Here is a 17,631-nt window from a genome sequence, read left to right as displayed (position 1 = left end):
TCACTATCGTGGCCCCACCCGGCGGCGATCTGCATCCGGGAGACCCCTGACCCGACCCGGGGGTTGTTCCCTGATGTCCCCAACGCACGCGACATGTGACGATGGCGATGTTATGGCTGACCAGAAGACTCTTGCCGAACCCGGTGGCGAAGCGCCGTACCGCCGGATGATGCGCCCCATGGAGGGCCGGCTGCTCGGCGGCGTCGCACAAGGGCTCGCGGCTCAGCTGAAGCTTGATCCGGTAGTGATCAGGTTGATGTTCGTGCTGCTCAGCGTGGTTGACGGAGTCGGCGTGGTGGCCTACGCGGTGCTCTGGATGATCACGCCCCGCAAGCCGTACGAGGGGCAGCAGTCGCCACAGCGCGACTGGAGCCAGCTCGCGGCGTTCAGCGCGATCGGTGTTGCGCTGTTCGCCGCGAGCTGGCTGACCGGTGCCTCCAAGGGGGGCATCGGCATGTTGCCGTTCGCTGTGGGCGGCATCGGCGCGATCATCCTGTGGCAGCAGGCCGATCCCGAACGCCGCCGGAACTGGGTGAGCGGGGCGACCAAGAGCATCAGGAAGAACCGGGTGCGCACGCTGCTCGGCATCGTGCTCGTCGTCATCGGCGCGGCGGGCTTCCTGGCCGCCCAGGGAGAGCTGTCCAAGGCCAGGCCCGGCCTGATGTTCACCATCGTGGTGGTCGGCGGGCTGGCGGTGATCGCCGCGCCCTGGCTCGCGGGGCTGTGGAAGGAACTGCAGCTGGAGCGGCGCGAACGCATCAGGTCGGAGGAGCGGGCCGAGGTCGCGGCCATGGTGCACGACTCGGTTCTGCACACGCTCACGCTGATCCAGCGCGTCGCGCACGACCCGTTCGAGGTCACCAGGCTGGCCCGCGCGCAGGAGCGCGACCTGCGCAACTGGCTCTACCAGCCCGCCCAGGACGCCGACGCGACGCTGGCCGCGGCCGTACGGAGGATCGCCGCGGAAGAGGAGGACGCGCACGGCGTGCCGATCGAGGTGGTCTGCGTGGGCGACATCGACCTCGACTCGGCCGGCAAGCTCGCCGCCATGCTGAAGGCGTCGAGGCAGTCGATGGTCAACGCCGCCAAGTACTCTGGAAGTCCTTCTATTGCCGTCTATGCAGAGGTAGAGGGCGAAGAAGTCACGATTTTCGTGAGAGATCGTGGCAAGGGATTCGACCTCGACGCGGTGCCTCTCGACAGAATGGGGATCAGGGAGTCCATCATCGGGAGAATGGAACGTCACGGCGGTGCCGCCAGACTGCGCACCACGCCCGGTGAGGGGACAGAAGTGATGTTGACGATGAAGGTGGAGAAGCAATGACCAGGGTGCTGATCGTCGACGATCACCGGCTGTTCCGTTCCGGTGTACGGGCCGAGCTGGGCGACTCCATCCAGGTCGTCGGCGAGGCCGAGGACGTCGAGACGGCGGTCAAGGCGATCGCCGAGCTCACCCCTGACGTGGTCCTGCTCGACGTGCACATGCCCGGCGGCGGCGGGCAGGAGGTGCTGCGCAGGGTGCTCGGCGCCGGTTCGCAGGTACGTTTCCTGGCGCTGTCGGTGTCCGACGCGGCCGAGGACGTGATCGGCGTCATCCGCGGCGGCGCCCGCGGCTACGTCACCAAGAACATCAGTGGCAACGAGCTGACCGACGCCATCCGCCGGGTGGCCGACGGCGACGCGGTCTTCTCGCCGCGGCTGGCCGGGTTCGTGCTCGACGCGTTCGCCTCGTCGGAGGCGCCGTCCATCGATCCCGAGCTCGACTCGCTGACGCAGCGCGAGCGCGAGGTGCTCCGGCTGATCGCCCGTGGCTACGCCTACAAGGAGATCGCCAAGGAGCTGTTCATCTCGGTCAAGACGGTCGAGACGCACGTGTCGTCGGTGCTGCGCAAGCTCCAGCTGTCCAACCGGCACGAGCTGTCCCGCTGGGCCACCGCCAGGCGGCTCGTCTAACGGCTTTGCCCGTTTCTGGCATGTAAAGGCCGGGGTGCTGGCTTAGTTGGCTCTGGCATGCGACATTTCCAGAATGGGCAGGGATGTGCCGGTAGTCGTATTCAGCCGAGACGATCGACGGAAATATCGGGAAAAGGTGCGGCGATGCCTTGATGTCTTCGCCCAGATGCTCCGCGAGGCCCGCTTCGAGGCCGACCGGCCCCTCGCCGGGCTGGAGATCGAGCTCAACATCGTGGACGCGGCGGGCGAGGCAGCCATGTGCAACGCCGCGGTGCTCGCCGCGATCGAGCAGCCCGACTGGGCCACCGAGCTGGGCCAGTTCAACATCGAGATCAACATCGATCCCCAGGAACTGGGCGGCGACGGGCCACTCAGACTGGAGAACGACATCAGGGCCCGGCTCAACCACGCCGAGGAGCGCGCCCAGACCGAGAGCGGCCACCTGGTCCTGATCGGCATCCTGCCCACGCTGCGCGAGCAGGAGATCCACGAGGGCACGCTGTCGGCCAACCCGCGCTACCGGCTGCTCAACGAGCAGATCTTCGCCGCGCGCGGTGAGGACCTGCACCTGTCGATCGAGGGCGTGGAACGCCTCGACACCCACGCCGACAGCATCACCCCCGAGGCCGCGTGCACCAGCGTCCAGCTCCACCTGCAGGTCAGCCCGGAGCAGTTCGCCGCGCACTGGAACGCCGCCCAGGCCATCGCCGGGGCACAGGTGGCCGTCGCCGCGAACTCGCCGTACCTGTTCGGCAAGGAGCTGCACCGCGAGACCAGGATCACGCTGTTCGAGCAGGCCACGGACACCCGTCCCGCCGAGCTGAAGGCGCAGGGCGTACGGCCGCGCGTCTGGTTCGGCGAGCGGTGGATCACCAGCGTGTTCGACCTGTTCGAGGAGAACGTCCAGTACTACCCGGCGCTGCTGCCGCTCTGCGAGGAGGAGGACCCGCGGGCCGAGCTGGAACAGGGCCGCATCCCGCAACTGCACGAGCTGACCCTGCACAACGGCACGGTCTACCGGTGGAACCGGCCGGTGTACGCGGTGGCCGGCGGCGCCCCGCACCTGCGCATAGAGAACCGGGTGCTGCCCGCCGGGCCGTCCGTGGTCGACATCACGGCCAACGCCGCCTTCTACTACGGGCTGATGGCCGTACTCCCGCATGCCGAACGGCCGATCTGGAGCCAGATGTCGTTCGCCGCCGCCGAGGACAACCTGAACAGCGCGGCCAGGCACGGCCTCGACGCGCGCCTCTACTGGCCGGGCCTGGGCGAGGTGTCCGCCGGGGAGCTGATCCTGCGCCGCCTGCTCCCGATGGCCCACGAGGGGCTCAGCAAGTGGGGCGTGGACCGGCCGGTGGCCGACCGGCTGCTCGGGGTCATCGAGGGCCGGTGCCTGTCCGGACGTACCGGTTCGACCTGGCAGGTGGAACGCGTACGGGCGCACGGCGGCGACCGGCACGAGGCGCTGCGGGCGATGACCCTTGAGTACATAGAGCGCATGCATGGCAACGAACCGGTGCACACTTGGGACCTGTGATGCCTGTGCGAGGATCCTTGGCCGTTGTCCTGGTGCTCCTGCTGGCCGCGTGCGGGCTGTCCCGGCCGGCTTCCCTGGACGCTTCGGGGGCCGACACGTTCGAGGGTGACGTACGGACGGCGCGGGAGCTGACGGAGGCGTTCTGGAAGCAGCAGTTCAGCACCCTCGGCCGGACTTACCGCCCTATTGCCGATTTTGTCCCCTATTCCGGGACGTCCGGACCGAGCTGCGGCGGCGAGCCCGCCGTACCGAACAACGCCTTCTACTGCCCTGCCGGCCATTTCATCGCCTATGACCAGGACTGGATGGAATCGCTCTGGACCGATATGGGGGACGGCTCGGTCTACCTGATCATTCCCCATGAGTTCGGGCATTCGGTGCAGGCGCAGCTGCGGGCCGGCTTCGAGCTGAACATACAGGCGGAGCTGCAGGCCGACTGCTACGCGGGCGGCACGCTCGCCTCGCTGGTCAACGCGGGCGCGCTGCGGGTGGAACCGGGGGACGAGGACGAACTGTTCCGCAACCTGGAGGCGGCCGGCGACCCCACGGACGACTGGCTCAACCCCAGCGCCCACGGCACGGCCGAACAACGCCAGCAGTCCTTCGCCAACGGCGTCCAAGGCGGCGTGGCCGCCTGCTGAGAGCTGCGGCTGGGGATGTACTCGCGTGTCAACCCAAAGGATGATGCGGCCGATCATGACGTCGGCATACCGTTGCCCCATGCCATTGGGAGAGATCGGCTGGCTGCGCGGGGGCGCCTGCAGATCCAGCGATCCTGAGCTGTTCTTCCCGCTCGCGCCCTCCGCCACACAGGAGGCGCGAGCCAAAGCGATCTGCGCCACGTGCCAGGTCCTGACCGACTGCCGCTCCTACGCGCTGAGCGCGGGGGAGGCGGACGGCATCTGGGGCGGCCTGACCCCGGAGGAACGCCGCCGCTCCCGCTTCCCCTCAGGGTGGCGCAGCCCAGCCGCCACATAGCCGCGAACAGCGTGAGCCACGACCTGGCCCGCGTAGACGGGGCACGCCCTGATCGTGTCGGCTCGGATGGCGTGGGCTCGGATCCGTGTGGGCTCGGATCCGTGTGGGCTCGGATCCGTGTGGGCCCGGACCCTGTCGGTCCGGATGCGTCGGTCTGGACGTCACGGTCCGATCATGACGTTTGTCGATCCGATCGCAATGGTCTTGACTCCGATGGGCCCGAACCACGACATCCCTGCGCCTGTGCCCACGTCTGTGCTCGTGCCCAGCCCAAGCCCACGGGCGGCGTAGCCTGCAGGGGTGCTACTTCGCTCGATCGCCGTCCTGGCCGTGGCCAACGTCCTGAACAACCGGGTGGCGCCCCGGCTCGCGCCCCTGACCTCCGCCGCCGCGACCGCCGCCCTGGTGGCCATGGCGCGGCGGTCCGGGGTGTCGTGGCAGGAGCTCGGGTTCGAACACGGGCGAAGGGGCGCGGCGATCGGCGGCGCCCTGGCGGCGGGTGTCGCCGCCGTCTACACGGCCGGTGTCGCGATGCCGCGCACCCGCCCGCTGTTCCAGGACGACCGAGCCCTGTCGCTGTCGCGCGCACGCGTCCTGGAGGAGGCGCTGGTCCAGGTGCCCCTGGGCACGGTCCTCCTGGAGGAGGTGGGCTTCCGCGGCGTCCTGCACGGCACACTCCGCCGCACCCACGGAACCGTCATGGCAACGGCGGTGTCGTCGGCCCTGTTCGGGCTGTGGCACATCCTCCCGGCAATCGACATGGCCCGCGCCAACCCGGCGCTCGGCGCCCTGACGGCCGGCGAGACACCGGGCCGCCTGGACACGGCACGGGTGGTGGCGGGCAGCGTCATGTCGACGGCCGCAGCAGGCGTCTTCTTCTGCGAACTACGCCGCCGAGGCGGACTGACAGCCCCAACCATGCTGCACCTGGCAACCAACTCCCTCGGCTACCTCTTCGCCCGAATAGCCGGAAAACAGCCTTCACCCAGCAAATGAGATCGCCCGCCGCAAGAACGCCCCAGGACATCAGCTCCCGCCCTCCGCAACGACCACCCCGATTCCCCGCCCAGCCCAGCCCTCAGAGAGCCTTAGGACGCTGCAGAGCGACCTGACGCGACGGTCCAGGGGCAACCCCGGCACCCACTCCGACAGCCCACTTCCCTCGGGACGCCCCAGCGCGGCGGCTCAGACCGCCGGCCCACCTGCTTGGACGCCCCGCCCGCCTGGGTGGCCCGTCCGCGAGAATCGCCCGCCCGCCTGGACGACCCGCTCGTCAGGGCGACCTGCCCGTCAGGGCGGTCCGGTCGGCTGGCCCCGCAAGGTGGTCCTCGCGGGACGGCCCAGAGGGGGTGGTCAGGCCGTGGTTACGGTTTGGAAGGCCTCCGCGTAGTGGCCTTCGCCGAAGCCGGCCTGTTCGGCCCATGCGGCGAAGCGGCTCTTGACGAAGTCGGCGAAGCCCTCCACGTGGGCCACCTGGCTGACGTGCGACTGCAAGGCCGCCAGCTTGCGGTCGATGGACTCCGTGATGTCCACCCAGTGGTTGGGTGTGGAGCCGCCGTTGAGCCAGACCTCACGGACCGTCCAGGCCTCCAGGCCTTCTTCCTTGAGCAGCTCGGGGAAGGCGTACGGGTTGCGGGCGTCGGGGTAGACGGCGTCGAGCGTGGAGCCGCCGACCGCGCGGTGGTCGGGGTGACTGGGGGCGATGAACTGGTAGTTGCGCTCGGGGTGGTGGGTGATCACCAGGTCGGGGCGTACCTGGCGGATGACCCTGGCGATGTCCTTGCGCAGTGCCAGCGACGGCACCACGGTGCCGTCCGCGTGGCCGAGGAAGCGGACGTCCGTGACGCCCACCGCCTTGGCGGCCGCCGTCTGTTCGGTCCTGCGTAGTTCGGCCATGCCGGTGTTGTCGAGCGTACGTTCGTTGCCGCCCGCGTCGCCGTCCGTGACCAGCAGATAGGTGACCTCGACACCCCGATCGACGAAGAGTGCCACCGTTCCCGCGGCGCCGAAGTCGGCGTCGTCGGGGTGTGCGGTCACGACAAGTACCCGGTTGATCTCGTTGTCGGCGAGCATCTTCTCCCTTTCGGATTGTCCATTGACGACAACCAGCAGCTCGTAGCAGGCATTCCGGACGCCGGTCGATGGGGTCGCAGTTCCCCGCGAGGTGGGGATTCCAGGCGTCGGGGCGCCGATTGTCGGTGGAGAGTCTTAACCTAGGTGCGTGCCGACCCAAGTCTCTGTTGACCACCCCTTGCTCGATGGCCTCAACCCGCAGCAGCGGGAGGCCGTGATCCATCACGGCGGTCCGCTGCTGATCGTGGCGGGGGCGGGTTCAGGAAAGACGCGGGTGCTCACCCATCGCATCGCCTACCTGCTCGCCGAGCGTGAGGTGCATCCGGGCGAGATCCTGGCGATCACCTTCACCAACAAGGCCGCGCGCGAGATGAAGGAGCGCATCGACCGGCTCGTCGGGCCCAGGTCCAAGGCGATGTGGGTGATGACGTTCCACAGCGCCTGCATGCGCATCCTGCGCCGCGAGGCCAAGCGGCTCGGGTTCCCCTCCAGCTTCTCCATCTACGACCAGGCCGACTCGCAGCGGCTGATGGCGATGGTGTGCAGGGAGATGGACCTCGATCCGAAGCGCTACCCGCCGCGGTCGTTCTCCGCCCAGGTGAGCAACTTCAAGAACGAGCTGGTCGACTACGAGACCGCGCTCGACAAGGCGGGCTCCCACCTGGAGAAGGTGCTCGCGGAGGCCTACAAGAGCTACCAGCGCAAGCTCACCGAGGCCGGCGCGATGGACTTCGACGACATCATCATGAACACGGTGACGCTGTTCCAGCTCTTCCCCGACGTCGCCGAGCACTACCGGATGCGGTTCAGGCACGTGCTCGTCGACGAATACCAGGACACCAACCACGCCCAATACATCCTGATCAGGGAGCTGGTGGGCCGCCCCGACCTGCGCACGACCGACGGCGAGCTGGTCCGTTCGGGCGCCGACCAGTCGGAGCTGTGCGTGGTCGGCGACGCCGACCAGTCGATCTACGCCTTCCGCGGCGCGACGATCCGCAACATCCTGGAGTTCGAGCGCGACTACCCCGACGCGCGCACGATCCTGCTGGAACAGAACTACCGCTCCACCCAGAACATCCTGGCCGCCGCCAACGCCGTCATCTCCCGCAACGAGTCGCGCAAGCCGAAGAACCTCTGGTCCGACCAGGGCGACGGTCCCAAGATCGTCGGCTATGTGGCCGACAACGAGCATGACGAGGCCATGTTCGTGGCCCAGGAGGTCGATCGGCTCAGCGACGAGGAGGGCGTCAAGGCCGGCGACGTCGCCGTTTTCTACCGCACCAACGCGGCCTCCCGGGTGTTCGAGGAGATCTTCATCCGCACCGGCCTGCCGTACAAGGTGGTCGGGGGCGTGCGCTTCTACGAGCGCAAGGAGGTCAAGGACCTGCTGGCCTACCTGCGCGTGCTGGCCAACCCCGCCGACGTGGTGTCGATGCGCCGCATCCTCAACGTGCCCAAGCGCGGCATCGGCGACCGGGCCGAGGCGATGCTCGAGGCGCTCTCGTCGCGCGAGCGCATCTCCTTCTGGGACGCGCTGCGCAGGGCCGACGAGGCGTACGGCATGGCGACCCGGTCGCTCAACGCGGTGCGCGAGTTCGTCGCGATGATCGAGGAGCTGATCGGCAAGGCCGAGGGCGTGCCGCCGTCGGCGCTCGCCGAGGAGGTCCTGGTCGCCACCGGCTACCGCGCCGAGCTGGAGGCTTCGGAGGATCCGCAGGACGAGTCCCGGCTGGAAAACCTCAACGAGCTCATCTCGGTGGCCTCGGAGTTCGAGGAGGCCAATCCCGAGGGCACGCTGGTGGAGTTCCTGGAGCAGGTGTCCCTGGTGGCCGACGCCGACCAGATCCCCGAAGCCGACGGCGGGCAGGGCGTGGTCACGCTGATGACCCTGCACACCGCCAAGGGGCTGGAGTTCCCGGTCGTCTTCCTGACGGCGATGGAAGACGGCGTCTTCCCGCACGTCCGCTCGCTGGGTGAGCCGAAGGAGTTGGAGGAGGAGCGCCGGCTGGCCTACGTCGGCATCACCAGGGCCCAGAAGCGCCTCTACATCACCCGGGCCGCGGTACGCAGTTCGTGGGGTTCACCGTCGTTCAACCCGGCCTCGCGGTTCGTCAGCGAGGTGCCGGTGCAGCTGCTCGACTGGCGCACGCCGCCGGAGAAGTCGGCGTGGAGCGCGGCGACCCGGCGCGAGCCCGCCCAGACGGCGGCGCCGAAGAAGGGCGCCCGCGTGGTGCCCACGCTGGCGCCGGGAGACCGGGTCACGCACGACGCGTTCGGGCTGGGCACCGTCGTCGCGGTGGACGGGGTGGCGGAGAAGACCAAGGTCAAGATCGACTTCGGGAGCGGAGGCGAGAAGACGCTGCTCCTCGCCTACGCTCCGCTGGAGAAGCTCTAGCTCTTGGCGACGGTGCCCTTGGTGAGGGCGCTGCCCTTCTTCCACTCGGTCCAGTTGAGCTGCCAGTAGCTCCAGCCGTTGCGCCAGTCGAGCTTGCGCTTGGTGCCGGTGATCTTGACAACGTCACCGCGCTGGGCGATGCCGTAGAACCACTTGGCGCCGGCCGGAGTGGCGCGGACGCAGCCGTGGCTCTGGTTGGAACGGCCCAGATACTGGTAGTAGCCCGCGCTCTGGTGCACGTACTCGCCGCTGTCGGAAATGCGCACCGCCCACGGGATCTCCTCCTTGTAGTAGCGAGGGTCCTTGGGGTCGGTGACGCCCATCCATGCCGAGGTCATGGTCTCCAGCGGCTTCTTGTTCATCGTGAGATGGGTGCCGCTGGTGGTCAGATAGACGTCCACGCCGTTCTTGGGCATGCCGCCGCGGCCCGCGCTGATCGGGATCGACTTGACCAGCTTGCCGTCGCGCCTGACCTTCATCACATGGCTACGGGTGTTGACCACCGAGATGTTGGAGTAGCCGACGGCGAAGCGGCGGCTGACGTCCTTGGCGGCCTCGTTGCCGGGAATCTGGCTCAGCCGGGCGTTGAGCTGAACCTTCTGGTGCGGGCGCCAGTACGTCTTGGTCCGGTAGACGACCTTGCGGTCGGTCACCCAGCGCCAGGCGCCGTCGACCGGCCGGTCCGCCTGCACCTGCAGTACGGTCTCGGCCGCCGCCCGGTCGGTCACCTCGCGGTCGAACGTCACGATGATGGGGAAACCGACACCGACCTTCTCCTTGGCTTCACCTTCGGGGGTGATGTCGGCGATCTCCAACTTGGCCTTCTTCGCCGCGATCTTCTGCACCGGGCTCCTCGGTACAGCCTGCTTCGGTACAGCCTGCTTCGGTGCGGCCGCACCGGCTGCGTGCACAGGGGTCGCGGCGGCCTGAGCCACCGGGGCAGGTGTTCCTTCCGTGGTACAGGCCGCCACTGTGGTGATCAGGGCGACCAGAGCCAGCATCCGGGGGAGGGGATTCAAGGGTTACTCCAGGACTATGTGCTACTCATGAGGCGTCTCATAAGTGAGACAACCAAAACCCGCCGTACGTGGACGCTTGGCTGTAACGATCACATAACACCTCCTGACGTGCGGGTTTACGGCTCAGTCCTTGAGCTCGGTGGTGACCTGGTTCGCGGGCGGGGACTTGATCGAGACCTTGGTGCCCCAGCCGGTGTAGCGGGTGTCGGTCGTGACCGCCTTCCCCTCCCACCAGGAGACGTCCAGGAAGTCCGTGGCCTGCCACGTGGTGGTCAACCGGCTCGGGAGCCCCTTGCCGTCGACCTTGAGGGTGTACGTGACGGTGGCCTCGGTGTCGCTCCGCATCGGGATCGAGCCGTTGAACCAGGGGGAGATCTTGAAGAGCTGACTGAAGGTGATCTGGCCGCGGTAGGTGGACCCGCTGAGCTTGCCGTTCTTCACCAGGGCCGCGAGCGTCGCCGGCTCGGCCGGGTTCACCACCTGGCCGAACCAGCTGCTCATGGCGGTGTTCATCCTGCTGGACGTCTTGAACCAGGTCTTGCCCTTCGGCATGTCCTCGCTCAGGACGCCGCCGCTCGCCCAGGCGACGTCACCGATCGCGATCGTCCGCTCGGGCGTGGTGTTGTGCCCGTCGTACAGCGGGCTGGAGAACTTGCCGGTGATGTCCCAGCCGGTGAGCCCCTTCTTGCCGAACCGGAGCTTGCCGGTCCGCACGACCAGCGGATCCTTGTTGATGCTGCCGACGAACGCGCTGGTGTCCGTGAAACGGACCCCATGGCCGGCCACGAGCTGGGCTTTCAACGCCGCGACGGGGTTCTTGGCCGCCGCCTGGGCGGGGGCGGATGAGATGAGCATGGCGACGGCGGCCGTAAGTGTGGTGATCATGATTTTCATGAGGCGCCATCCTGCCGACAAATGATCACGGTTGCACCTCATTACTTGTCCGAGAAAGCGGCACTCGTCCGGCCGGACACCGGCGCCGGACTTCGCGGTTGACGGTGGGCTTAGTGGGAGACCCAATAGGGTGCCGGGATGCGGGTACTGATTTCAGGTGGGGCGGGGTTCATCGGGAGCACGGTCGCGTCGGCGTGCCTGGACGCGGGGATCACGCCGGTGATTCTCGACAACCTGGTCACGGGGCGGCGGGAGTTCGCCGAGGGCCGGACTTTCTACGAGGGTGATATCGCCGACGGGGCACTGGTCGACAAGATATTCGCCGAGCAGCCCGGCATCGAGGCGGTCGTTCATTGCGCGGCGCTGATCGTGGTGCCGGATTCGGTGGCCGATCCGGTCGGCTACTACCGGGCGAATGTCACCAAGAGCCTGGAGTTCGTCGATCACCTGCTGCGCAACGGGTGCCGGCGGATGATTTTCAGCTCGTCGGCGTCGATTTACCGGACCGGGGACGATCATACGGTCGACGAGGGGTCGGCCCTCGACCCGCAGAGTCCGTACGCGCGGACCAAGGCGGTGTGCGAGGCGATGTTCGCCGATATCGCGGCGACGCGGCCGATCAGAGTGCTCTCCCTGCGTTACTTCAATCCGATCGGGGCGGATCCGGCGATGCGCACCGGGCTGCAGTTGCGGCGGCCCAGCCATGCGCTGGGCAAGATGATCGGCGCGCACGAGGAAGGCGTGCCGTTCGAGATCACCGGCACCGACTACTCGACGCGGGACGGGTCCGGGATCCGCGACTACGTGCACGTCTGGGATCTGGCGGCGGCGCATGTGGCCGCTCTGCAGCGGTTCGACGCGCTGTCCGACGCGGAAGCGGTCATCAACCTGGGCACCGGGTCGGGGACGACCGTCCGGGAGCTGGTCGACGCGTTCAACCGGGTGGTGGCGCGGCCGGTCGAGGTGGTGGAGACCGAGCGGCGGCCCGGCGACGTGGCGGGCGCCTACACGCGGAGCGATCGCGCGGACCGGCTGCTGGGGTGGCGGCCGCGTTACTCGATCGAGGACGGGATCAGGCACTCGCTCGAATGGGCCGCCCTACGGGACTCGCGCCTCGCCGAATGACCTCTGGACCAAGCGGTTCGTTCGGCGGTACGATTCGTACACGAACTGTTCGTATGCGAAAGGAACGATGGACGAGGCGGAGGCGGCACGTGAGGTCGCGCGGCTCTACCCGGCCGTCTACCGGCGGTTCAAGGCGTCCAAGCGGCCCGTCGCGGCCGGGCTGACCGCGCGGATGCATGCCGTGCTCGGTCATCTCATGAACGCCGGGCCGTTGACGCTCGGTGAGCTGGCCGAGCACCTGCACCTGTCCAAGGCGGCCACCACCGAGCTGGTCGACCGGGTCGAGGAGCGCGGGCTCGTGGCCAGGATCAGGGATGAGCGTGATCGGCGGCGGGTGTTCGTCTGGGTCACGGACGAGGGGCGGGCCGCTGCCGCCACGGCCTCGCCGCGCGTGCTGGCGGACGATCTGCTGGCGCGTGCCGTACGCGACATGACACCGGAGGAACGCGAGGGGCTCATCGCCGGGCTCCGCGCGCTGCTGAGGCAGGAGGGCCATGATGGCCGCTGACGAGAACACGAGCTGTGAGAGCTGCGGGATGCCGATGAACTCGGCCGAGGATCACGCGCCCGGACATCCGGAGAGCACGTGGTGCCGGTTGTGCAGCAAGCCCGACGGGGCGCTGCAGGACTTCGACGAGCGGTTCGAGCGCATGGTCCAGTGGCAGACGCAGCGCACCGGCCAGCCCAGGGCCGAGGCGGAGGAGGCCACCAGGGCCTATATGCGGACGATGCCCGCCTGGCAGGGGCACCCGAGGCTCGTTCCGTGAACATCCTCGGTGTGGACAACATCCTGGTCGGCGTGGGCGACCTGGCGCGGGCCAAGGAGTTCTACGGCGGCGTGCTGGGGCTGCGGGAGAAGTTCTCGACGGAGGAGCTGGCGCTGTTCGCCATCGGTTCCGAGACCCCCGGGCTGCTCGTACGGGTGCGGGAGGGGCGGCCGGGCTCGATGCGGGTGTGGCTTGAGGTGCCCGACGCCCGCGCGGTGGCGAAGGAGGTCGGCGGGGAGGCGTTCGAGGTGTTCACCGGGTGGACGGTCGAGGTCGCCGACCCGTGGGGGAACGTCATCGGGCTGACCGACTACACCAAACGACCAAGCCTCTCCCGCCTGACGACGGGAGAGGCTTGAGGCCTGGATACTCGGTTATTTCACGATCCGGCTGAACGGGATGTCCAGCGAGGGAATCGTCTCATCCTCCGTGCCGGACTTGGGCGTGTCCGTCACCTGGTCGGCCGGCGGCGCCGTGATCTTCGCCGCGATGCCCCAGCCGCTGTAAAGGGTCTCGATGCTGAGGCCCTCCTTCTTGCTCGCGCCCGGGGACAGCGCGGTCAGCGGGAACGTCGTGACCAGCCGGGAAGGCAGGCCCTTGGCGTCGACGGTGAGCTTCCAGGAGATGGCGACCTTCGCGCTCTTGCTGCTGGGCGTGCCGAGCAGCAGGTTGCCGCGGAAGGACGGGGAGACCCTGCGCAGGTCGCCCACGGTGATCTTGCCCGTGTAGCCGCCGTTGGCCGCCTTGGCGCCCTTGAACAGGGTCTTGAGCGTGGCCGCCTCAGTGAGGTTGAGCGGCTGGCCGTAGATCCCGGTCATGCCGGTGAACGGCGTGTTCGGCGCCTTGAGCCAGGTCTTGTCCTCGGGCAGCACTTCGCCCCAGAGGCCGCCGGACAGGTACGACGTCTTGCCGATCGTGATCGTCCGCTCTGGCGAGGACAGGGCCTTGTAGAGCTTGGCGTCGTCCTCATCGGTGGGTTCCGGTGCCAGCGCCTTGATGTTGAACTTGCCGGTGATGTCCGACGCGGCGAGGCCCGTGTTGCTGAACTGGTAGGTCCCCGACCGGCGGGTGATGATGAAGCGCCTGTTGCCCGCGATGGCGGTGGAGCGCTCGGTGAACTTCACACCCTTACCGGCGACGAACTGCTTCTTCACCGCGGCGACCGGGTCCTTAGCGGCCGGTGCCGCCTGTGCCGGTCCGGCCGTGATGAGCGTGGCGGCTGACGCTAAAGCCAGCCCCGCGATGATGCGCTTCATATCAATGCCCTCGTCTCTGATTTACGGAAGCGGGAGGATCTTGCCAAACAAAGATCACAACGATATCTCAGACGATTGTCTGCAGAGGGGAAAATATGTGGATTTTTCGTGCAGAAGGGCCCGGACGCGGTCCGGGCCCTTCTGTGGAAATCTCTGACTATTCGGTGTTGCCCTCGTCATCGGGCGGAACGCTGACGTAGTTCCGGTCGATGGCGGCCGGCGGTTCTGGAGCCTTCTTCATCAGCTCCTTGAAGTCCACGACCTGGTCGGCGGGCGGCGCGGTCACGTTCACCGCGGTGCCCCACTCGGTGTATCGGCTTTCGGTCGAGGCACTGAGGGTGACCTTCTTGGTGACCTTCATGGACCACGAGATGGCCAGTCGCTTGACCAGTTTCTGCGCGTCGAGTGTGAGCCGCCAGGAGATGACGGTTTTAGCCGGCTTACCCGTCGGCTTCGTGGCGATCTGCTCGCGGAACGTAGGCGACAGCTTGTACAGCTCGGCAAAAGTGACCGAACCGCGATACTGGGCGCCGCTCACCGTCTTGGTCTTCGACAGGAGGTATTTGAGCGTCGCCGGTTCGAAGACGTTGATGAGCTGGTCGCCGTAAGCGGCTGAGGACGGGCTGCCGTTCATGCCGATCCAGGTCTTGTTCTCCGGCAGGAGCGTGCTGTAAAGACCGCCGTTGACGTACACGTGCTTGCCGGCGCTGACCAGATAGATCCGCTCGGTGAGCAGGTCGACGGAGTCGGAGATGGAGGCGTCCTTCGCGGCCATCTTCTCCAGTCGCGCCCGCTCCTTCTGGGTGAGGATTGGAGTACGGGTGTTCTCGGCGCCCGCGATGCCCTTGGCGTCGAAGCCGATCACGCCTTGTCTGTCGGCTCGGGTGTAGGACTCACGGCCGACCGTGATACTGGTGTGCTCGGTGAGCTTGACTCCCTGCCCCGCGACGAACTGCTTCTTCAGCGCCGCCACCGGGTCCGCCGGTTTGGCCTGCGCGAACGCGGGGCCGGCCACGGCCAGCGCGGAAACTGCCACCGCGCCGGCGATCCATCGCCTCATAGATGTGGGTGCCCTTCTTCAGATGTCCCGAAATATCGTGCTGAAGTGAGATCACTGTCACATAACGGGATAACCGAGACCCGATGACCTGGTCAGGTCAAGCTTGGGGCTAGGCTTCACTGGCGGAAACGCCCGGCACGCACGCACGGGGTGGCCCGGGCCGTCGAACATTCAGTCGGACAAGCGTCGAACATCAGTCGGATAAGCAAGGACGGACCCTCGTGGACCTGTTCGAACATCAGGCGAAGGAGCTCTTCGCTGACTACGGCATTCCGGTGCCACGCGGCATCGTCGCCCACACCGTGGAGGAGGTGCGGGCGGCGGCGGAGCAGCTGACCGGCCGCGTCGTCGTCAAGGCCCAGGTGAAGACCGGTGGTCGTGGCAAGGCGGGTGGCGTGAAGGTGGCCGATGACGCCGCCGACGCCGTTGAGAAGGCCAATGCCATTCTGGGCATGGACATCAAGGGCCACACGGTCCACAAGGTGCTCGTGGAGGAGGCCAGCGCGATCGCGGAGGAGTACTACTTCTCCTTCCTGCTCGACCGCGCGAACCGTACATTCCTCGCGATCTGCTCCGCCGCCGGCGGCATGGACATCGAAGAGGTCGCGCACTCCGCGCCCGAAAAGGTGGCCAAGGTGCCGGTCTCCGCGCTGGACGGCATCGACCGCGCCAAGGCGCGTGAGATCGCGCTCGCGGGCGGGCTGCCCGAGGTGGCGCTCGACGGCGCCGCCGAGCTCATCGAGAAGCTCTGGTGCGCCTTCGTCGACGAGGACGCCACGCTGGTCGAGGTCAACCCGATGATCCTGTCGGCGGACGGCCAGGTGAAGGCGCTCGACGGCAAGGTCACGCTCGACGACAACGCCGTCTTCCGCCAGCCGGAGCACGAGGCGTACGCCGACAAGGCCGCCGAGGACCCCCTTGAGGCCAAGGCCAAGGAGAAGGACCTCAACTACGTCAAGCTCGACGGCGACGTGGGCATCATCGGCAACGGCGCGGGCCTGGTCATGTCGACGCTCGACGTGGTCGCCTACGCCGGCGAGGGGCTCCCCGGCAAGCCGTCGCCCGCCAACTTCCTCGACATCGGCGGCGGCGCCTCGGCCGAGGTCATGGCCGCGGGCCTGGAGATCATCCTCTCCGACCCGAGCGTGAAGTCGATCTTCGTGAACGTCTTCGGCGGCATCACCTCCTGCGACGCGGTGGCCAACGGCATCATCTCGGCCTTCAAGCTGCTGGAGAGCCGTGGCGAAGCGGTGACCCACCCGCTGGTGGTCCGGCTTGACGGCAACAACGCCCTACTCGGGCGGCAGATCCTGGCCGACGCCGCACTCCCGCGGGTCGAGCTGGTCGACACGATGGACGACGCGGCCAAGCGGGTCGCCGAGCTCGCTGCGGTAGGTGCGTAACTCATGGCTATCTGGCTGACCGAGAACAGCAAGATCATCGTTCAGGGCATGACCGGCGGTGAGGGCACCAAGCACACCCGCCGCATGCTGGCCTCCGGCGCCCGCGTGGTCGGTGGCGTCAACGCCCGCAAGGCGGGCACGACGCACGAGGGCCTGCCGGTGTTCGGCACGGTGAAGGAGGCCATGGAGCAGACGGGCGCCGACGTGTCGGTCGCCTTCGTGCCCCCGGCCTTCACCAAGGACGCCGTCAAGGAGGCCATCGACGCGGAGATCCCGCTCTGCGTGGTGATCACCGAGGGCGTGCCGGTCCACGACTCGACCGAGTTCTGGGCGTACGCGATCGCCAAGGGCAACAAGACCCGCATCATCGGCCCGAACTGCCCCGGCATCGCCTCGCCAGGCGCCTCCAACGCCGGCATCATCCCCGCCGACATCACCACGGCCGGCCGCATCGGCCTGGTGTCCAAGTCGGGCACGCTGACGTACCAGCTCATGTACGAGCTGCGCGACTTCGGCTTCTCGACCGCGGTGGGCATCGGCGGTGACCCGGTCATCGGCACCACGCACATCGACGCGCTCCAGGCCTTCCAGGAGGACCCGGGCACCGACGCGATCGTGATGATCGGTGAGATCGGCGGCGACGCCGAGGAGCGGGCCGCCGCCTACATCGAGCAGCACGTGACCAAGCCGGTGGTGGCTTACGTCGCGGGCTTCACCGCCCCGGAGGGCAAGACGATGGGCCACGCCGGTGCCATCGTCTCGGGCTCCGCCGGCACCGCTCAGGCGAAGAAGGAGGCCCTCGAAAAGGTGGGCGTCCGCGTCGGCAAGACCCCGTCCGAGACCGCGCGCCTCATGCGCGAGATCATGCAGTCGCGCTGACTTCCCGGCTTCAGCATCATCGCCCCGCCCGTTCGTGGCGGGGCGTTTTGCTGCCCGCACCCGCCTGATCCGCGCCCGTCTGATCCGCGTCACGGCCGGCGAATGACCACGCGGGTGGTCTCACCGTCTCGTAGCGGTGCCCGGCCCCGCATCACCGGAGGAGCGTATCCCTGGACGGAGCCCGGCCATGGTCGGCGGGTGGGGCCTGCCGTGCCTGCCGTAAAAAAGCAAAACCCCCGAATTGGGAGAGGGCGCGCGGCGCGTCAACCAAGCGCGGGTTGGGAAACCT

At 67.9% G+C, this 17,631-nt stretch carries 18 protein-coding genes; 13 read left to right on the top strand and 5 right to left on the bottom strand.

The window, feature by feature from the left end; translation table 11 throughout:
* Positions 1-112 precede the first annotated feature (112 nt).
* The 6 genes from AB0B91_RS37610 (at position 113) to AB0B91_RS37585 (ending at position 5,464) form a co-directional block, all read left to right on the top strand.
* The gene (locus AB0B91_RS37610) at positions 113-1,324 is read left to right on the top strand and encodes a PspC domain-containing protein (protein WP_358330241.1); all 1,212 of its coding nucleotides are present in this window, start codon (positions 113-115) and stop codon (positions 1,322-1,324) included.
* Positions 1,321-1,953, top strand: a complete 633-nt coding sequence (locus AB0B91_RS37605; RefSeq protein ID WP_358330238.1) for a response regulator transcription factor — start codon at positions 1,321-1,323, stop codon at positions 1,951-1,953. The genes AB0B91_RS37610 and AB0B91_RS37605 overlap by 4 nt, the downstream gene beginning before the upstream one ends.
* A gap of 136 nt (positions 1,954-2,089) precedes the next feature.
* Positions 2,090-3,490 (top strand): glutamate--cysteine ligase, encoded by a 1,401-nt coding sequence (locus AB0B91_RS37600; protein ID WP_358330235.1) that lies wholly within the window; start codon positions 2,090-2,092, stop codon positions 3,488-3,490.
* Positions 3,491-3,507: 17 nt separating this feature from the next.
* Positions 3,508-4,131 carry a neutral zinc metallopeptidase gene (locus AB0B91_RS37595; RefSeq protein ID WP_358330232.1) on the top strand — a complete coding sequence of 208 codons (624 nt, stop codon included), beginning with the start codon at positions 3,508-3,510 and terminating at the stop codon, positions 4,129-4,131.
* A gap of 79 nt (positions 4,132-4,210) precedes the next feature.
* On the top strand, positions 4,211-4,468 hold the full coding sequence (locus AB0B91_RS37590) for a WhiB family transcriptional regulator (RefSeq protein ID WP_358038811.1): 258 nt from the start codon (positions 4,211-4,213) through the stop codon (positions 4,466-4,468).
* Between the two features lie 300 nt (positions 4,469-4,768).
* The gene (locus AB0B91_RS37585) at positions 4,769-5,464 is read left to right on the top strand and encodes a CPBP family intramembrane glutamic endopeptidase (protein WP_358330229.1); all 696 of its coding nucleotides are present in this window, start codon (positions 4,769-4,771) and stop codon (positions 5,462-5,464) included.
* A 357-nt stretch (positions 5,465-5,821) separates the two neighbouring features.
* Here the strand turns inward: AB0B91_RS37585 and AB0B91_RS37580 are convergent, their stop codons facing one another.
* Positions 5,822-6,541 (bottom strand): PIG-L deacetylase family protein, encoded by a 720-nt coding sequence (locus tag AB0B91_RS37580; RefSeq protein ID WP_358330226.1) that lies wholly within the window; start codon positions 6,539-6,541, stop codon positions 5,822-5,824.
* A 178-nt stretch (positions 6,542-6,719) separates the two neighbouring features.
* Here AB0B91_RS37580 and pcrA point away from each other — a divergent pair, with 178 nt between their 5' ends.
* On the top strand, positions 6,720-8,939 hold the full coding sequence (pcrA, locus tag AB0B91_RS37575; RefSeq protein WP_358330650.1) for a DNA helicase PcrA: 2,220 nt from the start codon (positions 6,720-6,722) through the stop codon (positions 8,937-8,939).
* On the opposite strand, the gene AB0B91_RS37570 is transcribed toward pcrA, so the two are convergent.
* Positions 8,936-9,784, bottom strand: a complete 849-nt coding sequence (locus AB0B91_RS37570; protein WP_358330224.1) for a L,D-transpeptidase — start codon at positions 9,782-9,784, stop codon at positions 8,936-8,938. The genes pcrA and AB0B91_RS37570 overlap by 4 nt on opposite strands.
* Before the next feature lie 297 nt (positions 9,785-10,081).
* Complete coding sequence (locus AB0B91_RS37565; protein WP_358330221.1) at positions 10,082-10,843, bottom strand: hypothetical protein; 762 nt, start codon at positions 10,841-10,843, stop codon at positions 10,082-10,084.
* A gap of 147 nt (positions 10,844-10,990) precedes the next feature.
* On the opposite strand from AB0B91_RS37565, the gene galE reads away from it, so the two are divergent.
* The 4 genes from galE to AB0B91_RS37545 all read left to right on the top strand — a co-directional run bounded on the left by galE (position 10,991) and on the right by AB0B91_RS37545 (position 13,103).
* Complete coding sequence (gene galE, locus AB0B91_RS37560) at positions 10,991-11,977, top strand: UDP-glucose 4-epimerase GalE (RefSeq protein ID WP_358330218.1); 987 nt, start codon at positions 10,991-10,993, stop codon at positions 11,975-11,977.
* A gap of 67 nt (positions 11,978-12,044) precedes the next feature.
* Complete coding sequence (locus AB0B91_RS37555; protein WP_358330216.1) at positions 12,045-12,485, top strand: MarR family transcriptional regulator; 441 nt, start codon at positions 12,045-12,047, stop codon at positions 12,483-12,485.
* Positions 12,472-12,744 (top strand): zinc ribbon domain-containing protein, encoded by a 273-nt coding sequence (locus tag AB0B91_RS37550; protein ID WP_358330213.1) that lies wholly within the window; start codon positions 12,472-12,474, stop codon positions 12,742-12,744. The genes AB0B91_RS37555 and AB0B91_RS37550 overlap by 14 nt, the downstream gene beginning before the upstream one ends.
* Positions 12,741-13,103, top strand: coding sequence for a VOC family protein (locus AB0B91_RS37545; RefSeq protein ID WP_358330210.1), 363 nt, complete (start codon positions 12,741-12,743; stop codon positions 13,101-13,103). The genes AB0B91_RS37550 and AB0B91_RS37545 overlap by 4 nt, the downstream gene beginning before the upstream one ends.
* Positions 13,104-13,118: 15 nt before the next feature.
* Here AB0B91_RS37545 and AB0B91_RS37540 read toward each other — a convergent pair whose 3' ends face one another.
* Positions 13,119-14,000: a hypothetical protein gene (locus AB0B91_RS37540; RefSeq protein WP_358330207.1), complete on the bottom strand. Its 882-nt coding sequence runs from the start codon at positions 13,998-14,000 to the stop codon at positions 13,119-13,121.
* A gap of 157 nt (positions 14,001-14,157) precedes the next feature.
* The gene (locus AB0B91_RS37535) at positions 14,158-15,060 is read right to left on the bottom strand and encodes a hypothetical protein (RefSeq protein ID WP_358330204.1); all 903 of its coding nucleotides are present in this window, start codon (positions 15,058-15,060) and stop codon (positions 14,158-14,160) included.
* 221 nt (positions 15,061-15,281) lie between these two features.
* On the opposite strand from AB0B91_RS37535, the gene sucC reads away from it, so the two are divergent.
* Together sucC and sucD are read left to right on the top strand one after the other, a co-directional pair.
* Positions 15,282-16,463 (top strand): ADP-forming succinate--CoA ligase subunit beta, encoded by a 1,182-nt coding sequence (sucC, locus tag AB0B91_RS37530; RefSeq protein ID WP_358330201.1) that lies wholly within the window; start codon positions 15,282-15,284, stop codon positions 16,461-16,463.
* Between the two features lie 3 nt (positions 16,464-16,466).
* Positions 16,467-17,342: a succinate--CoA ligase subunit alpha gene (sucD, locus tag AB0B91_RS37525; RefSeq protein ID WP_214633327.1), complete on the top strand. Its 876-nt coding sequence runs from the start codon at positions 16,467-16,469 to the stop codon at positions 17,340-17,342.
* The last annotated feature ends 289 nt before the right edge of the window (positions 17,343-17,631 follow it).

Origin of the sequence: Nonomuraea sp. NPDC049141, assembly GCF_040648415.1 — a bacterium.
GTDB lineage: Bacteria > Actinomycetota > Actinomycetes > Streptosporangiales > Streptosporangiaceae > Nonomuraea.
This window is presented reverse-complemented; position numbering and strand designations above follow the sequence as displayed.